The sequence below is a fragment of the Burkholderia sp. JPY481 genome, assembly GCF_038900515.1.
In the GTDB taxonomy this organism is placed as follows: Bacteria; Pseudomonadota; Gammaproteobacteria; order Burkholderiales; family Burkholderiaceae; genus Paraburkholderia; species Paraburkholderia youngii.
In genome coordinates this window covers 23242-44507 of sequence record NZ_JAYMRT010000003.1, presented here as the reverse complement: position 1 = coordinate 44507, position 21266 = coordinate 23242, and the positions used below count along the sequence as shown (strand labels likewise).

General features: G+C 63.8%; 15 protein-coding genes. 8 read left to right on the top strand and 7 right to left on the bottom strand.

Features of this window, described 5'->3' with window-relative positions:
- The first annotated feature begins 479 nt into the window (after positions 1 to 479).
- Complete coding sequence (locus tag VSR82_RS09565) at positions 480 to 4283, top strand: response regulator (protein ID WP_498857658.1); 3804 nt, start codon at positions 480 to 482, stop codon at positions 4281 to 4283.
- Positions 4284 to 4378: 95 nt separating this feature from the next.
- On the opposite strand, the gene VSR82_RS09560 is transcribed toward VSR82_RS09565, so the two are convergent.
- Positions 4379 to 5167 carry an IclR family transcriptional regulator gene (locus tag VSR82_RS09560; protein ID WP_429457428.1) on the bottom strand — a complete coding sequence of 263 codons (789 nt, stop codon included), beginning with the start codon at positions 5165 to 5167 and terminating at the stop codon, positions 4379 to 4381.
- A gap of 141 nt (positions 5168 to 5308) precedes the next feature.
- On the opposite strand from VSR82_RS09560, the gene VSR82_RS09555 reads away from it, so the two are divergent.
- The 5 genes from VSR82_RS09555 (at position 5309) to VSR82_RS09535 (ending at position 11022) form a co-directional block, all read left to right on the top strand.
- Entirely contained in the window at positions 5309 to 6583 is a 1275-nt protein-coding gene (locus VSR82_RS09555) for a Rieske 2Fe-2S domain-containing protein (protein ID WP_498857657.1), read from the top strand.
- Positions 6584 to 6688: 105 nt separating this feature from the next.
- Positions 6689 to 7471 (top strand): SDR family NAD(P)-dependent oxidoreductase, encoded by a 783-nt coding sequence (locus tag VSR82_RS09550; protein ID WP_429457432.1) that lies wholly within the window; start codon positions 6689 to 6691, stop codon positions 7469 to 7471.
- A gap of 16 nt (positions 7472 to 7487) precedes the next feature.
- Entirely contained in the window at positions 7488 to 8447 is a 960-nt protein-coding gene (locus VSR82_RS09545) for a PDR/VanB family oxidoreductase (protein ID WP_429457434.1), read from the top strand.
- A 99-nt stretch (positions 8448 to 8546) separates the two neighbouring features.
- Positions 8547 to 9806 carry an MFS transporter gene (locus VSR82_RS09540; protein WP_429457436.1) on the top strand — a complete coding sequence of 420 codons (1260 nt, stop codon included), beginning with the start codon at positions 8547 to 8549 and terminating at the stop codon, positions 9804 to 9806.
- A 109-nt stretch (positions 9807 to 9915) separates the two neighbouring features.
- Positions 9916 to 11022: a porin gene (locus VSR82_RS09535; protein ID WP_429457438.1), complete on the top strand. Its 1107-nt coding sequence runs from the start codon at positions 9916 to 9918 to the stop codon at positions 11020 to 11022.
- An 18-nt stretch (positions 11023 to 11040) separates the two neighbouring features.
- On the opposite strand, the gene VSR82_RS09530 is transcribed toward VSR82_RS09535, so the two are convergent.
- The 5 genes from VSR82_RS09530 to VSR82_RS09510 form a co-directional block, all read right to left on the bottom strand.
- Positions 11041 to 13644, bottom strand: coding sequence for an ATP-binding response regulator (locus tag VSR82_RS09530; RefSeq protein WP_429457440.1), 2604 nt, complete (start codon positions 13642 to 13644; stop codon positions 11041 to 11043).
- Positions 13645 to 13660: 16 nt separating this feature from the next.
- On the bottom strand, positions 13661 to 14893 hold the full coding sequence (locus VSR82_RS09525; protein WP_498857656.1) for a hypothetical protein: 1233 nt from the start codon (positions 14891 to 14893) through the stop codon (positions 13661 to 13663).
- 299 nt (positions 14894 to 15192) lie between these two features.
- Positions 15193 to 16455 carry a phospholipase A gene (locus VSR82_RS09520; protein ID WP_429457444.1) on the bottom strand — a complete coding sequence of 421 codons (1263 nt, stop codon included), beginning with the start codon at positions 16453 to 16455 and terminating at the stop codon, positions 15193 to 15195.
- Between the two features lie 524 nt (positions 16456 to 16979).
- Positions 16980 to 17771, bottom strand: a complete 792-nt coding sequence (locus VSR82_RS09515) for a phytanoyl-CoA dioxygenase family protein (protein WP_498857655.1) — start codon at positions 17769 to 17771, stop codon at positions 16980 to 16982.
- 60 nt (positions 17772 to 17831) lie between these two features.
- Positions 17832 to 19835: a bifunctional DedA family/phosphatase PAP2 family protein gene (locus tag VSR82_RS09510; RefSeq protein WP_429457448.1), complete on the bottom strand. Its 2004-nt coding sequence runs from the start codon at positions 19833 to 19835 to the stop codon at positions 17832 to 17834.
- Positions 19836 to 19982: 147 nt separating this feature from the next.
- On the opposite strand from VSR82_RS09510, the gene VSR82_RS09505 reads away from it, so the two are divergent.
- Together VSR82_RS09505 and VSR82_RS09500 are read left to right on the top strand one after the other, a co-directional pair.
- Positions 19983 to 20354 carry a hypothetical protein gene (locus tag VSR82_RS09505; protein ID WP_429457450.1) on the top strand — a complete coding sequence of 124 codons (372 nt, stop codon included), beginning with the start codon at positions 19983 to 19985 and terminating at the stop codon, positions 20352 to 20354.
- Positions 20355 to 20400: 46 nt separating this feature from the next.
- Positions 20401 to 20877 carry an OsmC family protein gene (locus tag VSR82_RS09500; protein ID WP_429457452.1) on the top strand — a complete coding sequence of 159 codons (477 nt, stop codon included), beginning with the start codon at positions 20401 to 20403 and terminating at the stop codon, positions 20875 to 20877.
- Between the two features lie 70 nt (positions 20878 to 20947).
- Here VSR82_RS09500 and VSR82_RS09495 read toward each other — a convergent pair whose 3' ends face one another.
- On the bottom strand, positions 20948 to 21181 hold the full coding sequence (locus VSR82_RS09495) for a hypothetical protein (protein ID WP_013091435.1): 234 nt from the start codon (positions 21179 to 21181) through the stop codon (positions 20948 to 20950).
- Positions 21182 to 21266: the final 85 nt, after the last annotated feature.

The following is a 21266-nucleotide window of genomic DNA, read 5'->3' as shown; positions in this document are numbered from 1 at the left end:
CATTGCGGGAAAGTCTCGCGATCAGCGGATGAGTAATTTATCGACAGAGATCTCGTTGCGGCTTTGTCCTATGTTCAATTTGGCGACTTTAGGACGAGGCTGATTATATTCGTTGCGCAATAAAAATAAGATTATCTGGGATTTCGGCTAGGAACAAGTCGGTTTATTTCCTGCGTCATTGATAATTTTTTGATGATTTCGGCATGTCGATTTCACATTTACAGGCATCGCGACTGTGATGCAGGCCTGAATAGCGCTTTGCGCTTATCGGAAAGTAAATTCGTAAATAAGTGACAAATTTCAGTGCTGAAGGAAATTAAGTTTTTTATCACGGTGGTCAAAGGTGCGGACGGTGAACGCGGACGGCGCCGGCTTGGCGCCGAACTAAAACGCGAGCGGCACGACGGTCATCAACTTGGGTGACGCGGTCGCCACATAGCCGCATACGTGAATCTATTTTTTTGAACTGGAGAATATTGATGAACAAGTCGTACAGGAGTATTTGGTGCGAGAAGACCGGCACTTTCGTTGCCGCGGCCGAGACCAGTCGGGCAAAAGGTAAGAAGCCTTCGTCGGGCGTCGTCGCCACCGCGATTGTGTCTGCTGTGGGCGTGGCCGCATTCATGGCGCCGCAGATGGCGCTGGCGTTGACCCATGGCTCGAGCTTGGTCCTGTGTAACCAGTCTGCAAACTCAGGGGGGGGCTATAGTTGGGGGCCGGGCGGCACAAGCAAGCAAGTCGGTTGTGGTCCTGGCTCTAATCCCTTCGGTGATGGCACCCAGTCTTTCCAGCTCGGCAATGCCGGCAACGACAGCGGCGCCGCTAACGGTGAAGCGCAGACCGCCTATGTCGCAGGATTCTCCGATGGCACCCTGGTGCTGGGTGGGACCAACGGCGTCCACGTGCGTGCCGAAATGGATCTCGACAATCACACAATAACGAATCTCAAGCAAGGCGCAGTGTCGGCGACCAGTAAGGACGCGATAAATGGCTCGCAGCTGTACGCGACGAACCAGTCGATCGCCAACCTGGATGACCGGGTGACGAACGTGTACGAGAAGGGCACGAAGTACTTCCACGCGAATTCGACGGGTACGGATTCTTCGGCGACGGCTCAGGACGCGGTGGCGATCGGTGTGGGCACGGTGTCGGCAGGCGACTACGCCACGGCGGCTGGTCCTTACGCTAAGGCATCAGAATTCGGTGCCACGGCGCTTGGTAATGTGGCTAAAGCGCTTGGATCCAAGTCCACGGCGATTGGTTTTAACACGAATGCGACAGGCGCCGCCGCCGTGGCGCTTGGTGATACGGCAGGCGCGACAGGTGAGTTCTCACTGGCGCTGGGTGCGCGCGCCGCTGCAACGCATGCGAATTCGGTAGCGCTGGGCGCAGACTCGACGACCTCGGCTGCGGTGAGTCCGAGCGGCACGTCCATCCGCGGCACGAACTACTTCTTTGCCGGTTCGAATCCGATTGGCACGGTGAGCGTGGGCAGCGTGGGTAACGAGCGCACGATCACGAACGTGGCCGCGGGTCGCCTGAGCGCGACGAGCACCGATGCGGTCAATGGTTCTCAACTGTATGCGACCAACCAGGCAATTGAGCAGATCAGCCAAAATGGCGCCGGCGGCGGGACGGATGCGCTGGCGGTGCATTACGACGATGCCGCGAAGGGCACGGTCACGCTGGGTGGTGCCAGCAATGGCACGAAGATCAAGAACGTGGCCGCAGGTGACCTGTCGTCGACGAGCAAGGACGCGGTGAATGGCTCGCAGCTGTACGCGACGAACCTGCAGGTGGGGCAGAACACCACGTCGATCACCAACCTGAACGAGAAGGGCACGAAGTACTTCCACGCGAATTCGACGGGTACGGATTCGTCGGCGACGGCTCAGGACGCGGTGGCGATCGGTGTGGGCACGGTGTCGGCAGGCGACTACGCCACGGCGGCTGGTCCTTACGCTAAGGCGTCTGAATTCGGTGCCACGGCGCTTGGTAATGTGGCTAAAGCGCTTGGATCCAAGTCCACGGCGATTGGTTTTAACACGAATGCGACAGGCGCCGCCGCCGTGGCGCTTGGTGATACGGCAGGCGCGACAGGTGAGTTTTCACTGGCGCTGGGTGCGCGCGCCGCTGCAACGCAGGCGAATTCGGTAGCGCTGGGCGCAGACTCGACGACGTCGGCTGCGGTGAGTCCGAGCGGCACGTCCATCCGCGGTACGAACTACTTCTTTGCCGGTTCGAATCCGACTGGCACGGTGAGCGTGGGCAGCGTGGGCAAGGAGCGCACGATCACGAACGTGGCCGCGGGTCGCCTGAGCGCGACGAGCACCGATGCGGTCAATGGTTCTCAACTGTATGCGACCAACCAGGCAATCGAGCAGATCAGCCAAAATGGCGCCGGCAGCGGGACGGATGCGCTGGCGGTGCATTACGACGATGCCGCGAAGGGCACGGTCACGCTGGGTGGTGCCAGCAATGGCACGAAGATCAAGAACGTGGCCGCAGGTGACCTGTCGTCGACGAGCAAGGACGCGGTGAATGGTTCGCAGCTGTACGCGACGAACCTGCAGGTGGGGCAGAACACCACGTCGATCACCAACCTGAACGAGAAGGGCACGAAGTACTTCCACGCGAACTCGACGGGCGCCGATTCGTTGGCGCTGGGCAAGGACTCGGTGGCAATCGGTATGGGTGCTGTGTCGAACAACGCGAACGACGTGGCGTTGGGCGCAGGCTCGACGACGTCGGCTGCGGTGAGTCCGAGCGGCACGTCCATCGGCGGCGCGAACTACTTCTTTGCCGGTTCGAATCCGATTGGCACGGTGAGCGTGGGCAGCGTCGGTAAGGAGCGCACGATCACGAACGTGGCCGCGGGTCGCCTGAGCGCGACGAGCACCGACGCAGTCAATGGCTCGCAGCTGTACGCCACGAACCAGCAGATGGACCAGTTGAGCCAGGACATCAAGAATGGCGCAGGCGGCGGGACGGATCCGCTGGCGGTGCATTACGACGATGCCGCTAAGGGCACGATCACGCTGGGCGGTGACAGCAATGGCACGAAGATCAAGAACGTGGCCGCAGGTGACCTGTCGTCGACGAGCAAGGACGCGGTGAATGGTTCGCAGCTGTACGCGACGAACCAGTCGATCACCAACCTGGATGACCGGGTGACGAATATCGCAACGAACATTTTCGAGAACGCGATCAAATTCACCGCCACGGGCGATGTACTGCTCGAGGTCTACCTGAAGGATGACACAGCCGTCGATTCTCCGATCGTGATCGGCGTCAGCGACACCGGCATCGGCATGACCCCGCAGCAGCAGGAGACGCTATTTCATGCTTTCACACAGGCCGATTCGTCGATTGCGAGGCGTTACGGCGGAACAGGCCTCGGACTCGCGCTCTGTTTGCGCCTGACTGAATTGATGCATGGCACGATTTGGGTGAAAAGCGAGTTGAATGCCGGAAGCACCTTTGTCGTGACCTTGCCCATTCCGGTGAGTGCAGCCACCCCGGTCAGCGCAGCAGGACATACCAAAGCCGAATCGAAGTCCAGCGAGATCGACACACACGCCATTCAGATCCTCGTCGTCGACGATCAGCTCGCCAACCGGGAGTTGCTCGTCGCGCAACTTGCTACGCTGGGATACGAGGCCGATATGGCCGATAGTGGCGGGGCGGCATTGCGGCGCTTCAACGAGCGCCACTACGATCTGGTGCTGACCGACATCAATATGCCGGGGATGGACGGGTATGCGCTCGCGCGGTGCCTTCGTGCCCAAAGCGAGACGCTGCCGATCATCGCGATTACCGCTCACGTCGCGGCAGAAGAGCGCGCGCGATGCGCGAACGCCGGAATCGACGAGGTCCTGCTCAAACCTGTCCTGCTAGACACGATGGACGCGACCGTGCGGCGACTGGTCGACGAGGCCGGCAGGCGCCCCGCGAATGCCACGTTGGCGAGGCGCGACATCTCGCAAGGGCCATTGCCCGAGCACATCCATGCCGCGATGACTCAGACGCTGAAGGATTCGCTTCGGGAACTGCACGCCGCCATTGAACTTGGGGATATGAAAACGGTGCTCGCCCAACTTCATGCGGTACGCGGATCTTTCGCGATGATTCAGGAAACCGAAGCGGCGAATGCTTGCGCACAGATGGAGCAGCAAGCCAGAAATAACGACATCGCTGCCGTCAAGGATGGGCTCGATCGTTTCGAGCCACTTGCTTATTCGGCGCTCGCGCGGCGCGTCATTGCCGTGCAGTCCGGCGCATGAGTCTCGGCGTCGGCGCTGAGTCAGCGGGCGCCTGAACAGAGCGTCGACTTCTCCGACGACTCTTCAGGCGTTGGCCAATACCTTCGATGCCGATTTCACCGGCGCGCCGCGACCGGCACCCGTCCAGTTTCCCCTTGATGCCCCAGCGCGCGCGACAGATTGCCCACCTCTCGCTTGAGCAACGCCGCGAACTGCGCGACGCGCTCATCGGTTACGCGCACACTCGGCCCGAAGATGCACACCGAACCCGCCACCTGGTTCGCGCCGTTGAAGAACGGCGCGGCCACCGCGACCGCACCGGCGATCAGCTCGTGATGGCTGGTGCCGAAGCCCTTTGCGCGGACCGCATCGAGATCGGCGGCGAGCGTCGCGACGTCCTGATTCGGATCGGTCAGATAGCGCCGCAGATCGTCCTCTGACAGCGGCATCTGCGAAAGAATCGTGCGGCCGCTCGCGCCGAGCACTAGCTTCTCGCGATAGCCGACCCCGCGCCGGAAGCTGAGCGGCTGCGGACTTTCCAGTTCGGCCACGCAAATCCGGTAGGTGCCCTCCGGCACGAACAACGCGACCGTCTCAGACGTCGCTTCCCAAAGCTCGCGCAGCATCGGCTGCGCGAGTTGCGCGATCGTATTGTTCGCCATCCACGCGTGCGCGACTTGCGCGACCGAACTGCCGAGCCTGAAGCGCTGCGGCTCGCCGGACGACGCGAGAAAGCCGTTCTGTTCGAGCGTATTCAGCAGCCGGTACAGCGTCGGCCGGCTCAGGTCCACGCGGGTCAGCAACTCCGCAACGGTCAGTTCCTTGTCCCCGGGGCGGAACGCCAGAAGAATTTCTAGCGCCCGCTCGACTGCTCGCACATTTTCGTGCGGCTTTTTCTCTTCCATTTGAAATTTCCTTTCCACGTCGGTCCGCGTCGATTGCACATTGTAGTGAAAGTCCCTATCGCAACGAACTTGACGCAAATCAATCTGTCCGTACAATGAGATCACATTCTCACACAACGGACAACCGGATTCGGAGGAATTATGGACAAGAGCATGTCGGAGACGCTGGTTCGCACTGGCCCGGGCACGGCGATGGGTAATCTGATGCGCCGCTACTGGGTGCCGGTGCTGCTCGCGAGCGAAGTCGCGGAGCCGGATTGCCCGCCGGTGCGCGTGCAGATCCTCGGCGAAAAGCTGCTGGCCTTTCGCGATTCCGAAGGCCAGCCGGCGCTGATCGACGAGTTCTGCTCGCACCGCGGCGTGTCGCTGTACTTCGGCCGCAATGAGGAGAACGGCATTCGCTGCTCGTATCACGGCCTCAAATTCGACCGCAACGGCAACTGCGTCGAAGTGCCGTCCGCACCGCAGGCGTGCAAGCACATGGGCATCACCGCGTATCCGTGCATCGAACGCGCGGGCATCGTGTGGGCGTACATGGGGCCGAAGGACCGCCAGCCGGCGCCGCCGGATCTCGAGTGGTGCAACCTGCCGGAGAGCCACGTGTTCGTATCCAAGCGGCTGCAGGAATCGAACTACCTACAGGCCATGGAAGGCGGCATCGACACGAGCCACGTGTCGTACGTGCACCGCTACGAAGTCGACGATGATCCGATGCACCAGGGCACGAAGGCGCTCGACTACATCAAGGCGGACGGCAACGTGATGTTTGAGATCGAGAAGCAGCCGTTCGGCCTCACGCTGTTCGGGCGCCGCAACGGCGAGCCGGATTCGTACTACTGGCGCGTCACGCAGTGGCTGTTCCCGTGGTACACGCTGATCCCGCCGTTCGGCGACCACTCGCTCGCGGGCCACGTGTGGGTACCGATCGACGATCACAGCTGCTGGGCGTGGAGCATCAACTTCCGTCCGGACCGTCCGCTCGACGAGCAGGAACTGGCCGACCTGAATGCCGGCAAGGGCATTCACTGCGAGTACGAGGAGGGTGGCTCGTTCCGTCCGAAGGCGAACAAGGACAACGACTATCTGATCGACCGCAAGGCGCAGAAGGAAAAGCGCGCGTACTCGGGCGTGTTCGGCTTCGCGATGCAGGACGCGTCGCTGCAGGAAAGCATGGGTCCGATCCAGGATCACAGCAAGGAAAAGCTGCTGCCGACCGACCGCGCAATCGTAATGGCGCGCCGCATGATGTACGAGGCGGCAACCGCGCTGGTGCCCGATACCGATCCGCCCGCGATCGACGCCGACCAGCAGCGCGTGCGCGCGGCCGGCGTGCTGCTGCCGCGCGATCAGAAACCACAGGAATGGGCGGTGATCCATCTGCACGACGGCAAGGACCAGCCGATCTACACGATCTGATGCACGGCGGGGCCGGACTTCGTTTCGGCTCCGCGTGTCGTCACCTGGTCCGACTGGACCTTCTGCCCATTCCGCAAAAGGAGGCCGGCTGCGCGCCGGCAAGCAATGCAGCAACGTAAAAGACTCGAAGACAAGGTCGCGCTGATCACTGGTGGCGGAGGAGGCATCGGCGCCGCCACCGCGCGCGTGTTCTGCTCCCAGGGCGCCGCGGTGGTGCTCGTCGATGCGAATCCGGAGGCGCTCGCGCGCGTCGCGGACGAACTGAAAACGGCCGATCCGTCCGCGCGTGTCGAGACGTTCGCGGCAGACGTGTCGGATGACGCCGATGCGGTGCGCGCGGTGCAGTTCGCCGCCACTTCGTTCGGCCGGCTCGACGTGCTGGTGAACAACGCGGCGATGCGCAACTACAGCGCGCTCGCCGACGCGACGCCGGCCGAGTGGCAGGCGATGGTGTCGGTCAATCTGGTCGGCACGTCGAACTATTGCAGGGCGGCGCTGCCGTTCCTGCGTCGCGCGGGCCGCGCGAGTATCGTCAACGTATCGTCGTGCTATGCGGTGACCGGCCGCAAGGGCATGGGCCTGTACGACGCGACCAAGGCCGGCATGCTGGCGATGACCCGCACGCTCGCGTTCGAGGAGACCGCGAACGGCGTGCGTGTGAACGCGATATGCCCCGGTTCGACGCTGACCGGATTCCACGTGAACCGCGCCATTGCAGCAGGCAAGAGCGTCGAAGCGCTGAAGACCCAGCGCCAGGACACGTCGCTGATAGGCCGCTGGGCATCGCCCGAAGAGATCGCATGGCCGATCCTATGGTTCGCGAGCGACGAGGCGTCGTACATCACGGGCACGACGCTGATGGTCGACGGCGGCCTGTCGGCGATGTGAGCGGAGGAGAGGTGGCATGAACATGACCGATTCCACGCTGATGGTGCGGGTTGCCGCACGGCGCGACGAAGCCGACGGGATCGCCGGCTTCGAGTTCGTCGATGTCAACGGACGCGAGCTGCCGCCGTTCGAGGCGGGCGCGCACATCGACGTCTACGTGCCGGGTGGGCCGGTGCGGCAGTACTCGCTGTGCAACGCGCCTCACGAGCGTCACCGGTATCAGATCGCGGTGTTGCGCGACGCCGATTCGCGCGGCGGCTCGCTGCGCATGCACGACGCGGTGAACCAAGGCGACGCGATCCGCATCGGCGTGCCGCGCAATCATTTCCCGCTCGCCCGGCACGACGCGAAGCCGCTATTGCTCGCGGGCGGCATTGGCGTCACGCCGATTCTCTGCATGGCGGAGCAGCTGGCAGCGATGGGCGCGGCGTTCGACATGCATTACTGCGCGCGCTCGAAGAGCCGGGCAGCGTTCGTCGAGCGAATCGCCGCGTCGTCGTGGGTCGACAACGTGCAATACCACTTCGACGACGAGCACGGCATGCTCGATCTGAACGCACTGCTGACAGTTGGCGCGGACCGGCATCTGTACGTGTGCGGTCCGCAGGGCTTCATGAACGCGGTGCTCGACACGGCGCGCTCGCTCGGCTGGAGCGACGATCGTCTGCATTACGAATACTTCGCGGCGGCGCAGCCTGCCGGCGACGGCGGCTCGTTCGACGTGCGGCTCGCGCGCTCGGGCCGCGTCGTGTCGATCGCGGCCGATTGCACGGTCACGCAGGCGCTCACGGCGGCGGGCGTCGACGTGCCGGTGTCGTGCGAGCAGGGCATTTGCGGCACCTGCATTACGCGGGTGCTCGAAGGCGAACCCGACCACCGGGATCTGTACCTGTCGCCTGAGGAGCAGGCCCGCAACGATCAGTTCCTGCCGTGCTGTTCACGTGCGAAGTCGAGGGTGCTGGTGCTCGATCTGTAACGGCAATCCCCGGCGCCGGTCACAGCAGGCGGCCGGCGCCTTATCCATCAGAAAGAAAGAAAACGGGCGGCCGCTGGCACGCTCGGCATTGGAGGAGTCATGGAGAAGAATCTGGCGTCGTCGGAGGGCATGTCCGCGAGCGTCTGGGCCACGAACGCCGCACGGGAGGCGAGTAGCGCCGACACGAACCCGTATCGCTGGGTCGCGCTGTTCATCGTCTGGGCCGCGTTTCTGCTCAGCTATGTGGTCCGCGTTGCGTGGAGTACGGTGGCCGCGCCGGTCGGCGCGTCGCTCGGCATCAGCGTGTCGATGCTCGGTGCGTTCGTGACCGCGTTCTACGCGGGCTATGTGCTTGCGAACGTGGTCGGCGGCATGCTGACCGATCTGCTAGGCGGTCGCGCGATGCTCACGCTCGCGCTGCTGCCCCTTGGCGTGCTCACGTTCACCTTCGGCTATACGCATTCGCTCGCCTTCGGCATCGTGATTCAGGCGGCAATGGGTTTCGCGGCGGGCGCCGACTATTCGGCCGGCATGAAGATCATTCCCGCATGGTTCACGCGCGACCGGGGCCGCGCAATGGGCCTCTACACGACCGCGACGTCGCTCGCCGTCGTGATCGCGAACGCGGTCGTGCCGTCGTTCTCAGCGCGGCACGGCTGGTCGAACGCATTCCATATGCTCGGCATCGTCACGTTCGCGTGGGGCGTCGTCACGTTGCTGCTGCTGAAGAACCGGCCGTCGAACGAAGCGAAGCCCGCGCGCAACAGCCTGCAGGACATGCTCGGCCTGTTGCGCAACCGGAACCTGATCGCGCTGTCCATCGCGGGCTGCGGCGGCTTGTGGGCGACCGTCGGCTTCGCCGCATGGAGCAACGCGCTGATGACGCGGCAATACGGCATTGCGCCGATCGTCGCCGGATCGATCGTCGCCTCGTTCGGCATCGGCGCGGTGATCGCGAAGCCGACGCTCGGCTGGATCTCCGATCTGCCCGGCGTGTCGCGGCGGATGATGTCGATCGGCTGCCTGATCGCGTTCACGATCGCGCTGCTGGTGTTCGGCTACTGCTCGACCGCGCATCAGTTCTATCTGGTCGCGCCGATCCTCGGGGCGTTCTCGTTCGGCTATCTGCCGGTGCTGATGGCACAGGTCAGCGACGCATCCGGCAAGCGCCTCGCCGGCGCGAGCGCCGGCTGGACCAATGCGATCTGGCAGTCCGGCAGCGCGGTGTCGCCGATGGTGGTCGGCTCGCTGTATGGCGCGAGTCATTCGTTCATGCTCGCGCTCATCACGCTCGCGGTCGGACCCGCCATCGCGGTCGTCGCAATGTGCTTCGTCAATCCGCACATCGCACGCGAATGACCGACTCTCTCCGGTAGCCGCCGCGGCCACGCGCCGGCTACCGCGACCACAGAGATCGAACGATCACGCTTTCGCAGCACAAAACAACTCAATTTCCAGCAGGAGACACATGGTGACGCACAAGCCTCTCGCCAGGCCGTCGAAGGTCCTTTTTGCATGTGGTATTGGTATCGGCATCAGCGGCGCGGCGCATGCGCAGTCGTCGGTCACGCTGTACGGCATCGTCGACTCGGGGGTGACCTACGTGACTCACGCCGTCACGCCGCAGGGATCGTCGGGCACCCAGGTCGCGCTCGGCACCGGCAACCGGCAGAATTCGCGTTGGGGTTTCACCGGCAAGGAAGATCTCGGCAACGGACTGCGGGCGATTTTCACGCTCGAATCGGGCATGGCGATGAACACCGGCGCGCTGCAGCAAGGCGGCCGGCTGTTCGGCCGGCAGGCGTTCGTCGGACTCGAATCGGATCGCTACGGCGCGATGATGCTCGGCCGGCAGATGACGCCGATGTACCGCTACTTCCTCGCTCTCGATCCGCTCGGTTATTCGAGTTACGGCCTGTCCGCGCAGGACGCGCAGTTCGTCGGTCGGGCGGACAACGCGGTGTCGTATCTCGGCCATGTGGGACCGTTCGAGCTGAACGCGCTCTACAGCTTCGGCTATGACGCAGTCAGCTCCAACGTGCCGGTGGCGGGCTCGTTCCGCGTCGGCAAGCAGTACGACATCGGTGGACGCTACGTGCAGGGGCCGCTCAATCTCACGTTCGTGTACGAGCAGCGCCAAGGCTCGGTGATCGCGACATCGGGCGACAGCGAGCGGCGCTACGTGGCCGGCGGTTCGTATGCGATCGGCAAGGCGACGCTGTACGGCGGCTACGAATTGCTGCTGAACGATGTCCCGTCGACGCTCACCGCCTCGCCGCCACAGTCGATGGCGTTCGCGGGCGTGCGCTACAAGGCGACGCCGGCGCTGGACCTCGCAGCCGCGACTTACTACCATGCGTATCGCCACGTCGACGCGCACGCTTTGAGCACCGGTGTCAACGCGGACTACTGGCTATCGAAGCGCACCGCGCTGTACACCGACATCACCTATGTGATCAACAGCTCGAAGGCCGCGCTGAGTGCGACGGGATGGGCGACTTCGGTCGCGACGACGACCGTGAAGACCGGCGCGAACCAGCTGGCGGTTGCGATCGGCGTGCTGCACAAGTTCTGACGGCGGCGGCGCGCGCGCTCAATCGCTCAGCGCATCGCGATGATCGCGCCGGCCTTTCGCCGACGCGTAATATCGCTGCAACGCGTCGGTCGAGCGCGCGCCCAGCGTGCGGATCTGCACGAGCCAGTCGGTTTCCACTGGCCACTCACCGCCGATCACGCGTGGATAGATCTGCCGCGCATAGCGATGCAGTGCCTTCGCGCCGATGTTGCCGCTGACGCCAAGCAGCGCATGCAAGCTCGCGTGTGTCGCCTTGATATCGACAGCCGCGCTGTTTGCCGCGAGCCGCGCGACGAGCGAGCGGATCTGTTCGATGCCGTTCAGGAACGATTCGTCGAGCAGATCGAGCGAGACCAGTTCTTCGAGGTGCGGCTCATCGAGCAGGCTTTCTTCGGCGATGGGGGCGGCCGCGTGCGCGCTCCCAGTTGGGGCCAATGCCACCGGCGTCGCGGCAAAATCCGTTTGCGCGCTTTCGCCCGCGGTTTGCATGATCCGTTGTGAAGATGGAGAGTCCGCAATCGGCGCGCTGCGTGTGCCGAACTGCCGCGCGAGACATGCGTACAGCGAGCCGGCCTGCACCGGCTTGATCAACACCTCGTTCATCCCGGCGGCAAGGCAAGCCTGCGCCGCTTCGGCATCGGTGTGACTGGTCAGCGCGATGATAGGCAGCGTCGCGTAGGCATCGGTGCGCGCGCGAATCGATTTCGTCGTCTCGATGCCGTTCATGCCCGGCATGTTCACGTCCATCAGGATCGCGTCGATGAAGCCGTCTTCGTGCAGGTTGGTCAGCACCGCCTGACCGTGGTCGGCCTCGACGACGCTCGCGCCGCAGCGCTCCAGATAAGCCTTCGCGACCAGCCGGCTGTAGGTGTCGTCGTCGGCGATCACGAAGGTTCTGCCGGCGAAGCTGTCGGGCAGCTCGCCCGGCTGATGCCGCACGCCGTTGTCGAACAGGGCCTGCACCGCGGTGATCAGCTCCTGCACACTCGACGTCTTGCCGATGATCTCGTCCATCCCGGCGCGCCGCGCACGCAGCCGCACCGCGTTGCCCGGTTCGGCGGTATAGGCGGCGATCAGCACGTTGCGGTTCGGGCAGTCCCGGTCGGCGCGGATGCGCTCGGTCGTCGCGTAGCCGTCCAGATCGGGCATGCTGATGTCCATCAGCACGAGGTCGTAGAGCGGCGCGCGCCGCAACGTGGCGAGCGCAAGCTCGCCGCCCGACGCCTCGCTGACATAGGCGCCGGCCTTGGTCAGCACGCGGCGGGTGCGGGCGCGCAGCGTGGCGTCGTCGTCGACGACGAGCACGCGTTTGCCCTTGAACGCCGGCATCGCGCGTTCGAACAGGCGCCGCTCGTGCTCCGCGACCTCGTCGGCCGCCACCGGTGGAAAGCGCAGCGTGAATGCGGTGAACTTGCCGAGTTCCGATTCGCAGTCGATGCTGCCGCCGAACGCGCGCATCGCGCGCTGGCAGTACGCGAGCCCGAGCCCGGTGCCGCCCGAGTTGCCGGCCGTGCGAAACGGCTCGAACAGATGCTGCAGGATCTCCGCCGCGATGCCGGGGCCGGTGTCGCGCACGATCACCGAGTCGGTATCGACGGTCAATGTCAGCGTCGCCTGCGGATACGCGACGATGTGATGCAGCGCGTTCTTGATCAGGTTGAACAGCGTGAACAGATAGACCGTCTCGTCGACCTTGAACACGAAGTCGCGGTTGACGACGACGCTCACCTTCGCGCGTTCCTTGTCGTTGTCGAAGCCGTATTCGGCGAGCGCCTTGCGCGTGGTCGCGCCGGCATGCAGGTAGCTGAGACTATCCGGGCGGATCGATTTCGCGGCGACTTCGTCGAGCGTCATCGCGATGATGCGCAGGCCGCGCTCGATCGACAATTGGCCCTGCGCGAGATGGTTGTACATCAGCGAGGCCGTGCCGTCGGTGAGCGTCGGCGCCGCGCCCGCCCTGTTCGCCGAGGGCAACGCTTCCTCGACGCGGTCGAGCACGTGCCGCAATTGGCTCAGCGGATTGCGCATCTCGTGCGCGATGGAACCCGCGAGCGCCTGCAACGCGCGGTTCTTTTCGACGAAGATGCGTCCCTTGCTGATCGCGTGACTGAACGCCATGCTGCACAGCACGACCACCGGCAGCAGCGCGAGGTTGGACTTGTCCTCGGCGCTGAGAACGACCGGCGTCGGCGCACTCAACACGCCGGCAAGGCCGCCGGAAAACACGCCGATTCCGATGCACGTTATCAGCAGCAGCGGGTTGTCGATACACAGCGCCAGAATGAAGATCATCATGACCTCGGTCATCATCCACATCGTGGAGAAACCGTTTCTGACGGTCAGGAACGTGCAGACGAACGGCAGCACGTAAATCAGGCAGCAATGCCAGTAGATCAGCAGCGCGGGGTTGTAGCGCCTCGGCCAGCGCGCCTGAAACAGCAGCGGAACGCAGACGGCCGCCGCGCTGAGTCGCAGCAGCAGGTTGTCGTAAGGCTGCGGAAGGAGGTAGGTCCAGACAATGTAATAGATGGGGTGACACAGGAGGCCGAGTGCGCCTCCCCATCGAATCGCGAACCTGCTTCTTTCCAGCATGTCCCGCATACTTTCGCGCGGTCTCGCCATCAGGCCTCCGAGTTCATCAGGAACCCATCATTTCATGCGTATTGAATTGTTGTGCTGCGACGCCTTCGGCGAGCGAATCGCCGTTCTTGCCGTGAAACGGTCCGACCGAAAAGCCGTACTTCTTCAGGAGACCATGAGTATAAGAGACCGACCATACGGGCGGGCTACCGATGATGAAATCGGATGCGATGCCTTCTTGCCACGCGGAATAGCCTTCGGCAAAGCAGGTATAGCAGTCGCGGGTGGACGGCAGCCGGAACGGGAAAGCGGTGTCGAGTTCAGCGGGTCCACGCGCGAAGCATTCAATATAGAGCGTATGACCGCGAGAAGCGAGTTCCGCTTCGACGCTGGCCGCGCGCGGATGCGAATCGTCGATCCAGAATTGCGCGCGTTTGAGATCGGCGGCGCTCAGGTAAGGCACGCTCGTGCTGCTCGCGAGGATTGCGCCGTCGAAGTCGGGCAGCGGCGTGTCGAGGCTGAACGTATGCACCGATACTTTCGATTTGCCGAGCAGGTCCGACGCGAGCAGCTCGTTCGCCTGATCGGTCAGCAGGTTGATCTTGTCCGGCAGATCGATCAGCACCAGTTCCTTCGGCGCGTCCTTGTACAGCAGATACTTCGCGACCGTCGTGCCGAGCCGGCCGGCCGCGCCGAACAGCGCGAGCTTCGTGTTGCCGAATTCGAGGTCGAGCTGTTGGCAGCAATGCATCGCCCAGTCCTTCAGCATCGCCGCGGTCGCCGCGTGGCCGGTCGTGATGTGAGGCGGCTTGACCGGCCGGGGCAGCGCGCCGTAGTTGCATGCGTACGGCGTCGACGCGCCCATCGCGACCATGTTCAAGCCCGCCTTTCTGGCGAGCTCCAGCGCCGGAAAGAATTGCGTCGCGCGAAAGCGCTTGATGCCGCGCGGGCTGCCGAGCCACATTTCGAGCGGCACCGGGCAGGCGATATTCGCGCCGATCACCTGCGAGCCCGAATAGATCGGCGAGGCGATGAAAGGCTTGGTCTTCCACAATTCTTCTTCGAACGATTCGCTGCGTTCGCGAACGTTGTGAAAAGAAAATGAAAGGGTCTCCCAATCGGTCGCGTGAAACAGAAAGCCGACTCCCCCCTGACGGGCCGGCAGGCTATCGCGGATCTGTTCCGGGTGAATTTCGTGCTTGAGCGCAAGCGGTGCACTATTCCGATGCAAAAGAAGTCCGGTTGGCTCGTTTGAAACGGTCGACAGGTCTTTAAGGAGAGCGGTTTTCATTGGTTTTTCCTTGGTTTTGATTAGACGCTGGAAAAGTCAGCGCGCGGCGTGGCCAGCCGGTTGGACCGGCGACCCTTCAACTCTAGAGAAATCCGCACCGATATGCCCGTCTGTTCGTGCACACAGCATTCACGAGCGGATTTAAGACGGGTTGCCCGCCGGGTGGGAATCGGCTCTGGGCAATCTTTTGAAAGAATTACGGCAGGACTTTCGAGGTATTACGGCACGTCGTGCGCCGTCCTCGAATGGCAAAAGGGCCGCTCGGCGGCCCTTTGCTTGCATCTCCGGCGAATTCCGGATTAGCGTGTGATGCTATAGCCGATTCGCGCAATCCAGCGATGCTGGTTGTAGTCGAGAATGTCCTCGCCATAACCGCTAAAGAAGCCGAGCCATACGTAACCGCCCCAGCGGCTGTTGATCAGCTTCGCCAATGGATAGGTGAACTGCGTATCGATGCTGCCTTTGCCGCCTTTCGTTCCTTTGCGCAGCGTCGTGTCCAGTTGCGCGCCATCGGGGCTGCCGTAGATGAACCGCAGATCCACGTAGCCGCGGTAGTCGGCGATGTCATGGTTCTCGCCGGCGATGTGCGTATAGTAATAAATCTTCGGCTCGATGGTCAGATGGTAGCCGTTGATGTCGCCGAAATCCCAGATCGGCTTCAGGAACACATAGTCGACGCCGCGCGATTCCGGACCGTCGCGTCCATTCGATTCGTGCTCGTAGCCGGCCATCACGCCCATTCTGCTCCACCACTTGCTCTTCCAGCCGGTGTCTTCGAGGTAGTAGAAGAGGGCGGGCAAATAACTCGTGTCGCGGAACGGCGACGAGTACTCCTCGATAGCCCACAGCGAGGTTTGTGTATAGCCGAAGTACAGGTTGTCCACGAATCTACGCGAGCGCGGGTCGTCTGGAATGACGAGGCGGAACTTGAAGCTCAGCTGGAATTTCGCGAGATTGTCGCCATCCTGGCCCCAGCCATCGGCGAAGTACATCGGCTCGTAGGCGGAGAAGCGGCTCAGGAAAGTGTTGATTTGCGGCACCGGCGCATCCGGCCGCGACGGTGCGGGCGACGACGCGATCAGGCTCGACGACGACGGTGCGCCGCTCATGGTGCCAGCCGCCGTCGTTCCCGTCGTTGCATTTGCGCCCCCGGCCGACGCGAGCGCCGCTTCCTTGCCGGAGCGCGGCGGATGCGTCAGCAACACGTACGATGGCGACACGTCGAGATCCGGCACGTCGATCTGCATCGCGCCGCGCGCCCATTCGGGCCAGGTGCCGGTATAGCGCACTGCCTTCAGTTCGCCGGCGGCGAGCTTCAGGTGCTCGGGTGCGCCGCTCTCGCGCGTGAGCGCGAGCGCCAACCGGCGCGGTATCAACTCGGTATTGCTGATCGCGATGTTCAATTGCGCCGGCACGTCTACTTCGGTGCCGCCGGGCAGATCGCCGGCATAGACGATCGTCACTTCGAGCGGACTGCTCGATAGCGCTTCGCGCGGCGGACGCAATACGGAAACGCCAGCGAAGCTATACGCGCAGTAGCCGGCGAGCACCAGCGCGCTCATGCAAAGCGATAACCGGGGAAGAAGCCTGGACAACGAGCGGGAAAGCGAGCCGTAAAGCGGACTTGACGATAATCGGGAACCACGCGAGCGGCTGCTGCGTATGGCGGACTGGCGGTCTTTCTTCACGCGAGGTATCGATCGATTCCGCACACGGAGCTCCTGGTGGTCTACGAGTTCAGGTCGCAATAAGACGATAGCGTTAAAGCATGAATTTGGGTAGAAAATCAGGGTCCGCGTGTCTCGTTGCGGGAACGGCGGTGCATGCCGATTCCCGCTAACTGTTTTTTTGCCTATTCTGCCAGCGCTATTTCGGATTGCGTGAGTGGAAAAATGAATTAGGAGCGCTATGGGTGCAAATAGCGCGGCAGAAGTGCGGATGATGCGGGCGTGTCGTTGCATTTGCGCAACGAAGGTTTAAATGTCAAATCGCGTGTCACTCGCAATCCGATGTAATTGCGCGTCAATTGGCGATTCGCTTTCGTGATAATTCGTTGCGCGGTCAATGCGGCGAATGAATACTTACTTCAATAGGCGAATTTCCGGTATTGCTCCGGCGCGAACGCATTGTCGAGTTCGCCTACGCGCGGCATATGGCGCAGCAGGCGTTTCGCGCGTGGTGCCAATTGCTGATAGACGGAGTCGGGTACGTCGATGCGGACTTCCGGTCGGAAATACCAGCTGCGGCTATAGCCGATCACGACCATCGGACGCGGCAGCTCGGTGCGGTTCGGCGTGCCGCGATGGAGCGCGCGCACGTCGCGAATCATCACGTCGCCGAGTTCCATCGTGATCGCATGCAACGGCAGGCGGCCGTCGCGCCACGCGTTCAGCGCGTCTTCGGCGCGCATCCGATGCGTACCCAGCGTCGTTTCGAAGGGGCCGTTCTCGAGCGTGACGTCACATAACGGAAAGTTGACCGCGAGCTGGAACGACGGGGTCTCCGCTTCGCCGTCGAACAGCGCGGGTGTGTCGCGATGAATCTCCTGATACGTCGAGCCGTTCAACGGCGTGTCGGTGGCTAGTTGGCACATCACGGGGTCGTCGCCGGCCACGCGCTCGACGATGCCGAGCACGTCCGGATCACAGAAGATCGACTGATCGGCGAATACCCCCGTGAAAGGCAGCGTGACGTAGTGCCGGCTTTCGCCGCGCACGGCGGTCGCCTGCGCGGCGATCTGCTGTTGCAGCAATGGCGCGAACGCGTCGCGCCATGCGAGCAGCGTCGCCTTAGGGAAGTGCTGGCGCAGAACGACCATGCCGTCGCGTTCGAAGGTCGCTGCGTAGTCGTCGAGTTGTTCGGTCGAAAAGCGGCCCACGGTTGTCTCCTTTATCGAATCGTTGAGTCGGGGGTTGCCTGAGTAGCCTGCATATGACGCTCATTCCCTCGGCGAGACGAGCAGCGACACCGGCACGCCGTGACAATCGACTTGCGCGAGGACCGTCGCGCCGAGCTCTTCGCCCAACCTGGCGCGCGAGTCGATCGGCGTTCCATTGCGGTCGATGCGCAGAATGTTCAGCGGCCAGGACGGCCGGCTCAGCCGCTCGTGCGCGAACGCGCCGACCCACAGCGGCGCCGCGGAAGTGCCGTTGCCGACCGCGTAACCGCTCGGCCAGAAGCGAAGCACGTAACGTTCCTCGCGCGATTCGCCAGGCCGCATGAAGACCAGCGACGACGGCACGCCATTGTTCAGCTTCGGCAGTACCGGCAGCGCCGCCGCCGCGACATCGGGCGAGGCGAGCGACAGCAGGCTGTGCGCGGACACGTCGGTGCCCTCGACCCAGCCCCGCGCGCGCAGTAGCTCGCGGATCGAAGCGGGTTCGGAGACCCATTGCAACGTCAGCGGCTCCTTGCGATCGCCGCCCATGTCGGAGCGATAGCACGGCAGCCGCCGCCACTCGGAGCGCTCCCACTGCGCCTGCGTGAACTGCACCGGTGGTGGTTGCGGCGCGCTGTTCGGCGGCGCCGGCATGGCGACGCCGAGCTGCAGGCCGACGCTGAGCACCACCACCGCGAGCACCACGAGCGGCATGAAACGGCGCGGCGGCGGCGGCCGCGGATGCCGCCAGATCGCCGTAAGCGCGATCAGCGCGACCCACACATACGCGAGCGCCGCGCCGCCGATCGCGTCGGACACCCAGTAGCGGCCGAAGTACACGCCCGCAAGCGCGACCACGATCACGACGATGATGCTCGCACCGGCAACCAGCACGCCTTCGAGCTTGTCGACGCGACGCGCGAGCAGAAACGCGAGAAAGCCGTAGACGATCACCGTCGCGGCGACGTGATTGCTCGGAAACACGAAGTGGCCTGCCATCAACTCATTGGGCGGGGCGCGGCGCATCGCGAGTTGCAGGCCGAGAATCAGCAACTGCGAAAATACGACCGCGGCCAGCCAGTAGGTGATCGTGCGCCAGCGCCTCTCCCATACCATCCACAGCGCGACCGTGACGACCAGCGCGAGCAGCGTGATGCCGCTGCCGAGCGTCCCGAGCGCCGCGAGTACCGTGTCGCCCCACGGCGTGCGCACCGATTGCAGAAAGTGATAGACGGACAGATCGACGGTGGTCAACGGATCGCCGCTGACGACGTCTTCAAGGACGCCGAAGAAAAGCGCGCCGGCCACCAGCACGATCAGCGACGTCACGAGCAGATGGGTCGCATCGGGCGTGTCGGGGTCGAGCATGCGGCGCGCGATGCGGCCGAGCGGCCCCGGATGTCGGCATGCCCAGCTGCCGAGATGACGGCCCGCCGCGCTCGACCATGCATTCGCGTGCGATACGAGGAATCCCGCGCCGCGAAAGCTGAGCCACACGATGCACACCAGCATCGCGATGATCACGACGAGACGGAACGACACCGCGCCCGCGAGCAGCACCGACGCGCCGAACACGACGCCGGGCAGGATGTGCGCGGGTGCCCACAACAACGCGGACAGCACGTTGATCGCGAGGAAGCGCAGCGGCCGCATGCCCATCATGCCCGCGACGACCGGCACGATCGCCCGCAATGGGCCGATGAAGCGGGCGAGCACGACGCTCTTCGCGCCATGCTTCAGAAAGAAGCGCTGGCCCGCGTCGAGCACGCCGGGGTGTGCGCGGAACGGCCACAGCGTGACGATACGCTCCTTGTAGCGATCGCCGAGCCAGAAGCTGGCGCCGTCGCCGGCGACCGCGCCGACGATCGCCCACACGAAGACCCAGGCAAGGCTCAGCGAGCCGGTGCCGGTCAGCGCGCCGGCGAGGAACATCGCGGTACTGCCTGGAACGAAGGTGCCGATGACGGCGATGGATTCGAAAAAAGCGGCGAGGAACACGACCGCGAGCATCCACGTCGAGTGGCCGGCGAGCAGATGCAAAAGTTGGCTGTAGGCGTGCTCCATCGTGCGCGATCGGCCGTTTGGGCGAGACGACCGATCATAACGCGCACGGGCAAACGGTGGGCGCGGGCGGAGGCGCTTCTGCAGCGGTCGGACGATCGGCTCAGAATAGATATCGTGGCTCGGCGGATCGATGCGCTAGGGGGAGCTATGAAGACAGCAACAGGTGGGATCGTGTGGTCGGCGTTGCTCGTGACGCTGTTGACGGCGGGGGGCGCAGGGACGGTCGAGGCTCAGCAATTGGGCAGTCCTGGCGGCAGCCAAACCGGAGCCCGTGCGGGCTCCGGCGCGGGCAGCGGCAATGCGGCTGCCGGCGGTGCAATGGGCATCGGTACCGGCGTCAGTCCGAGTGCGATGCCGGGGCCCGGCATGTCGGCCGGTGGCTCGTATGGGCTCGGCTCCGGTGGCGCGACCGGCTCGGGCGGCGCGCTCAACAACATGCGCGCGAACGGTACGGCGCTCTACATGAGTCCCGACCCGCGCGCGCCGAACGTGACCGGCCGCGCGGCGCCGCCGCGCTAGGGGCGGCGTATAGAATGCAGATCCGATCCGACCACAGGGGAAGCGAATGGCACACGGCGAGCACAAGTACCACGTATCGGTGCAATGGACCGGCAACCGCGGCAGCGGCACCTCCGGCTACCGCGACTACGGCCGCGATCACGTGATTTCTTCCGACGGCAAGCCCGACATTCCGGGTTCATCGGACGCGGCGTTTCTCGGCGACGCGACGCGCTGGAATCCCGAGGACCTGCTGGTCGCGTCGGCGAGCGCGTGTCACAAGCTTTGGTACCTGCATCTGTGCTCGGACGCGGGCATCGTGGTGCTCGACTATCGCGACGACGCCGAAGGCACGATGCTCGATTCCCCTCACGAAGGCCGCTTTTCGCAGATCGTGCTGCGCCCGCGCGTGACGATCCGCGCGGGCGGCGACGTCGAGCAGGCCATGCATCTGCATCACGTCGCGCATCAGAAGTGCTACATCGCGAACTCGGTCAACTTTCCGATTCTCTGTGAAGCGGTGGTGGAGACGGATGCACGTTGAGGCGCGGGCGGCGGCGCCTGGCATGCGAGCCGGCTGGAGAGTGGGGCGCCGGTCAGACGCTCGCTAGCGCTCAACGATTGCCGTCGAGCAGATCGCCGAGCAGTTCGTCGAACGCGGCTTGCGCGTCTTCGAGTTCCTGCAGCGCGGCGTCGAAAGTCTGCAACGCAAATTGCGAGGGTTTGCCGCTGCCTGCCGGCGGGAATTGCGATTGCAGCGACGCGAACGCCGTCTGCACACGCTTGGTGGCGGTCAACACGCGTTCCATTGCGGCGGTTTCTTCGGCTCGCGCCTTGTCGTGATCCATGAGAACTCCGGGGTCGTCGGGTTGCGTCGGAACGGCTCGCGCCGCTCCAAAAGGGGACTAAAGGGGTGACTATGCCACGTTCGCG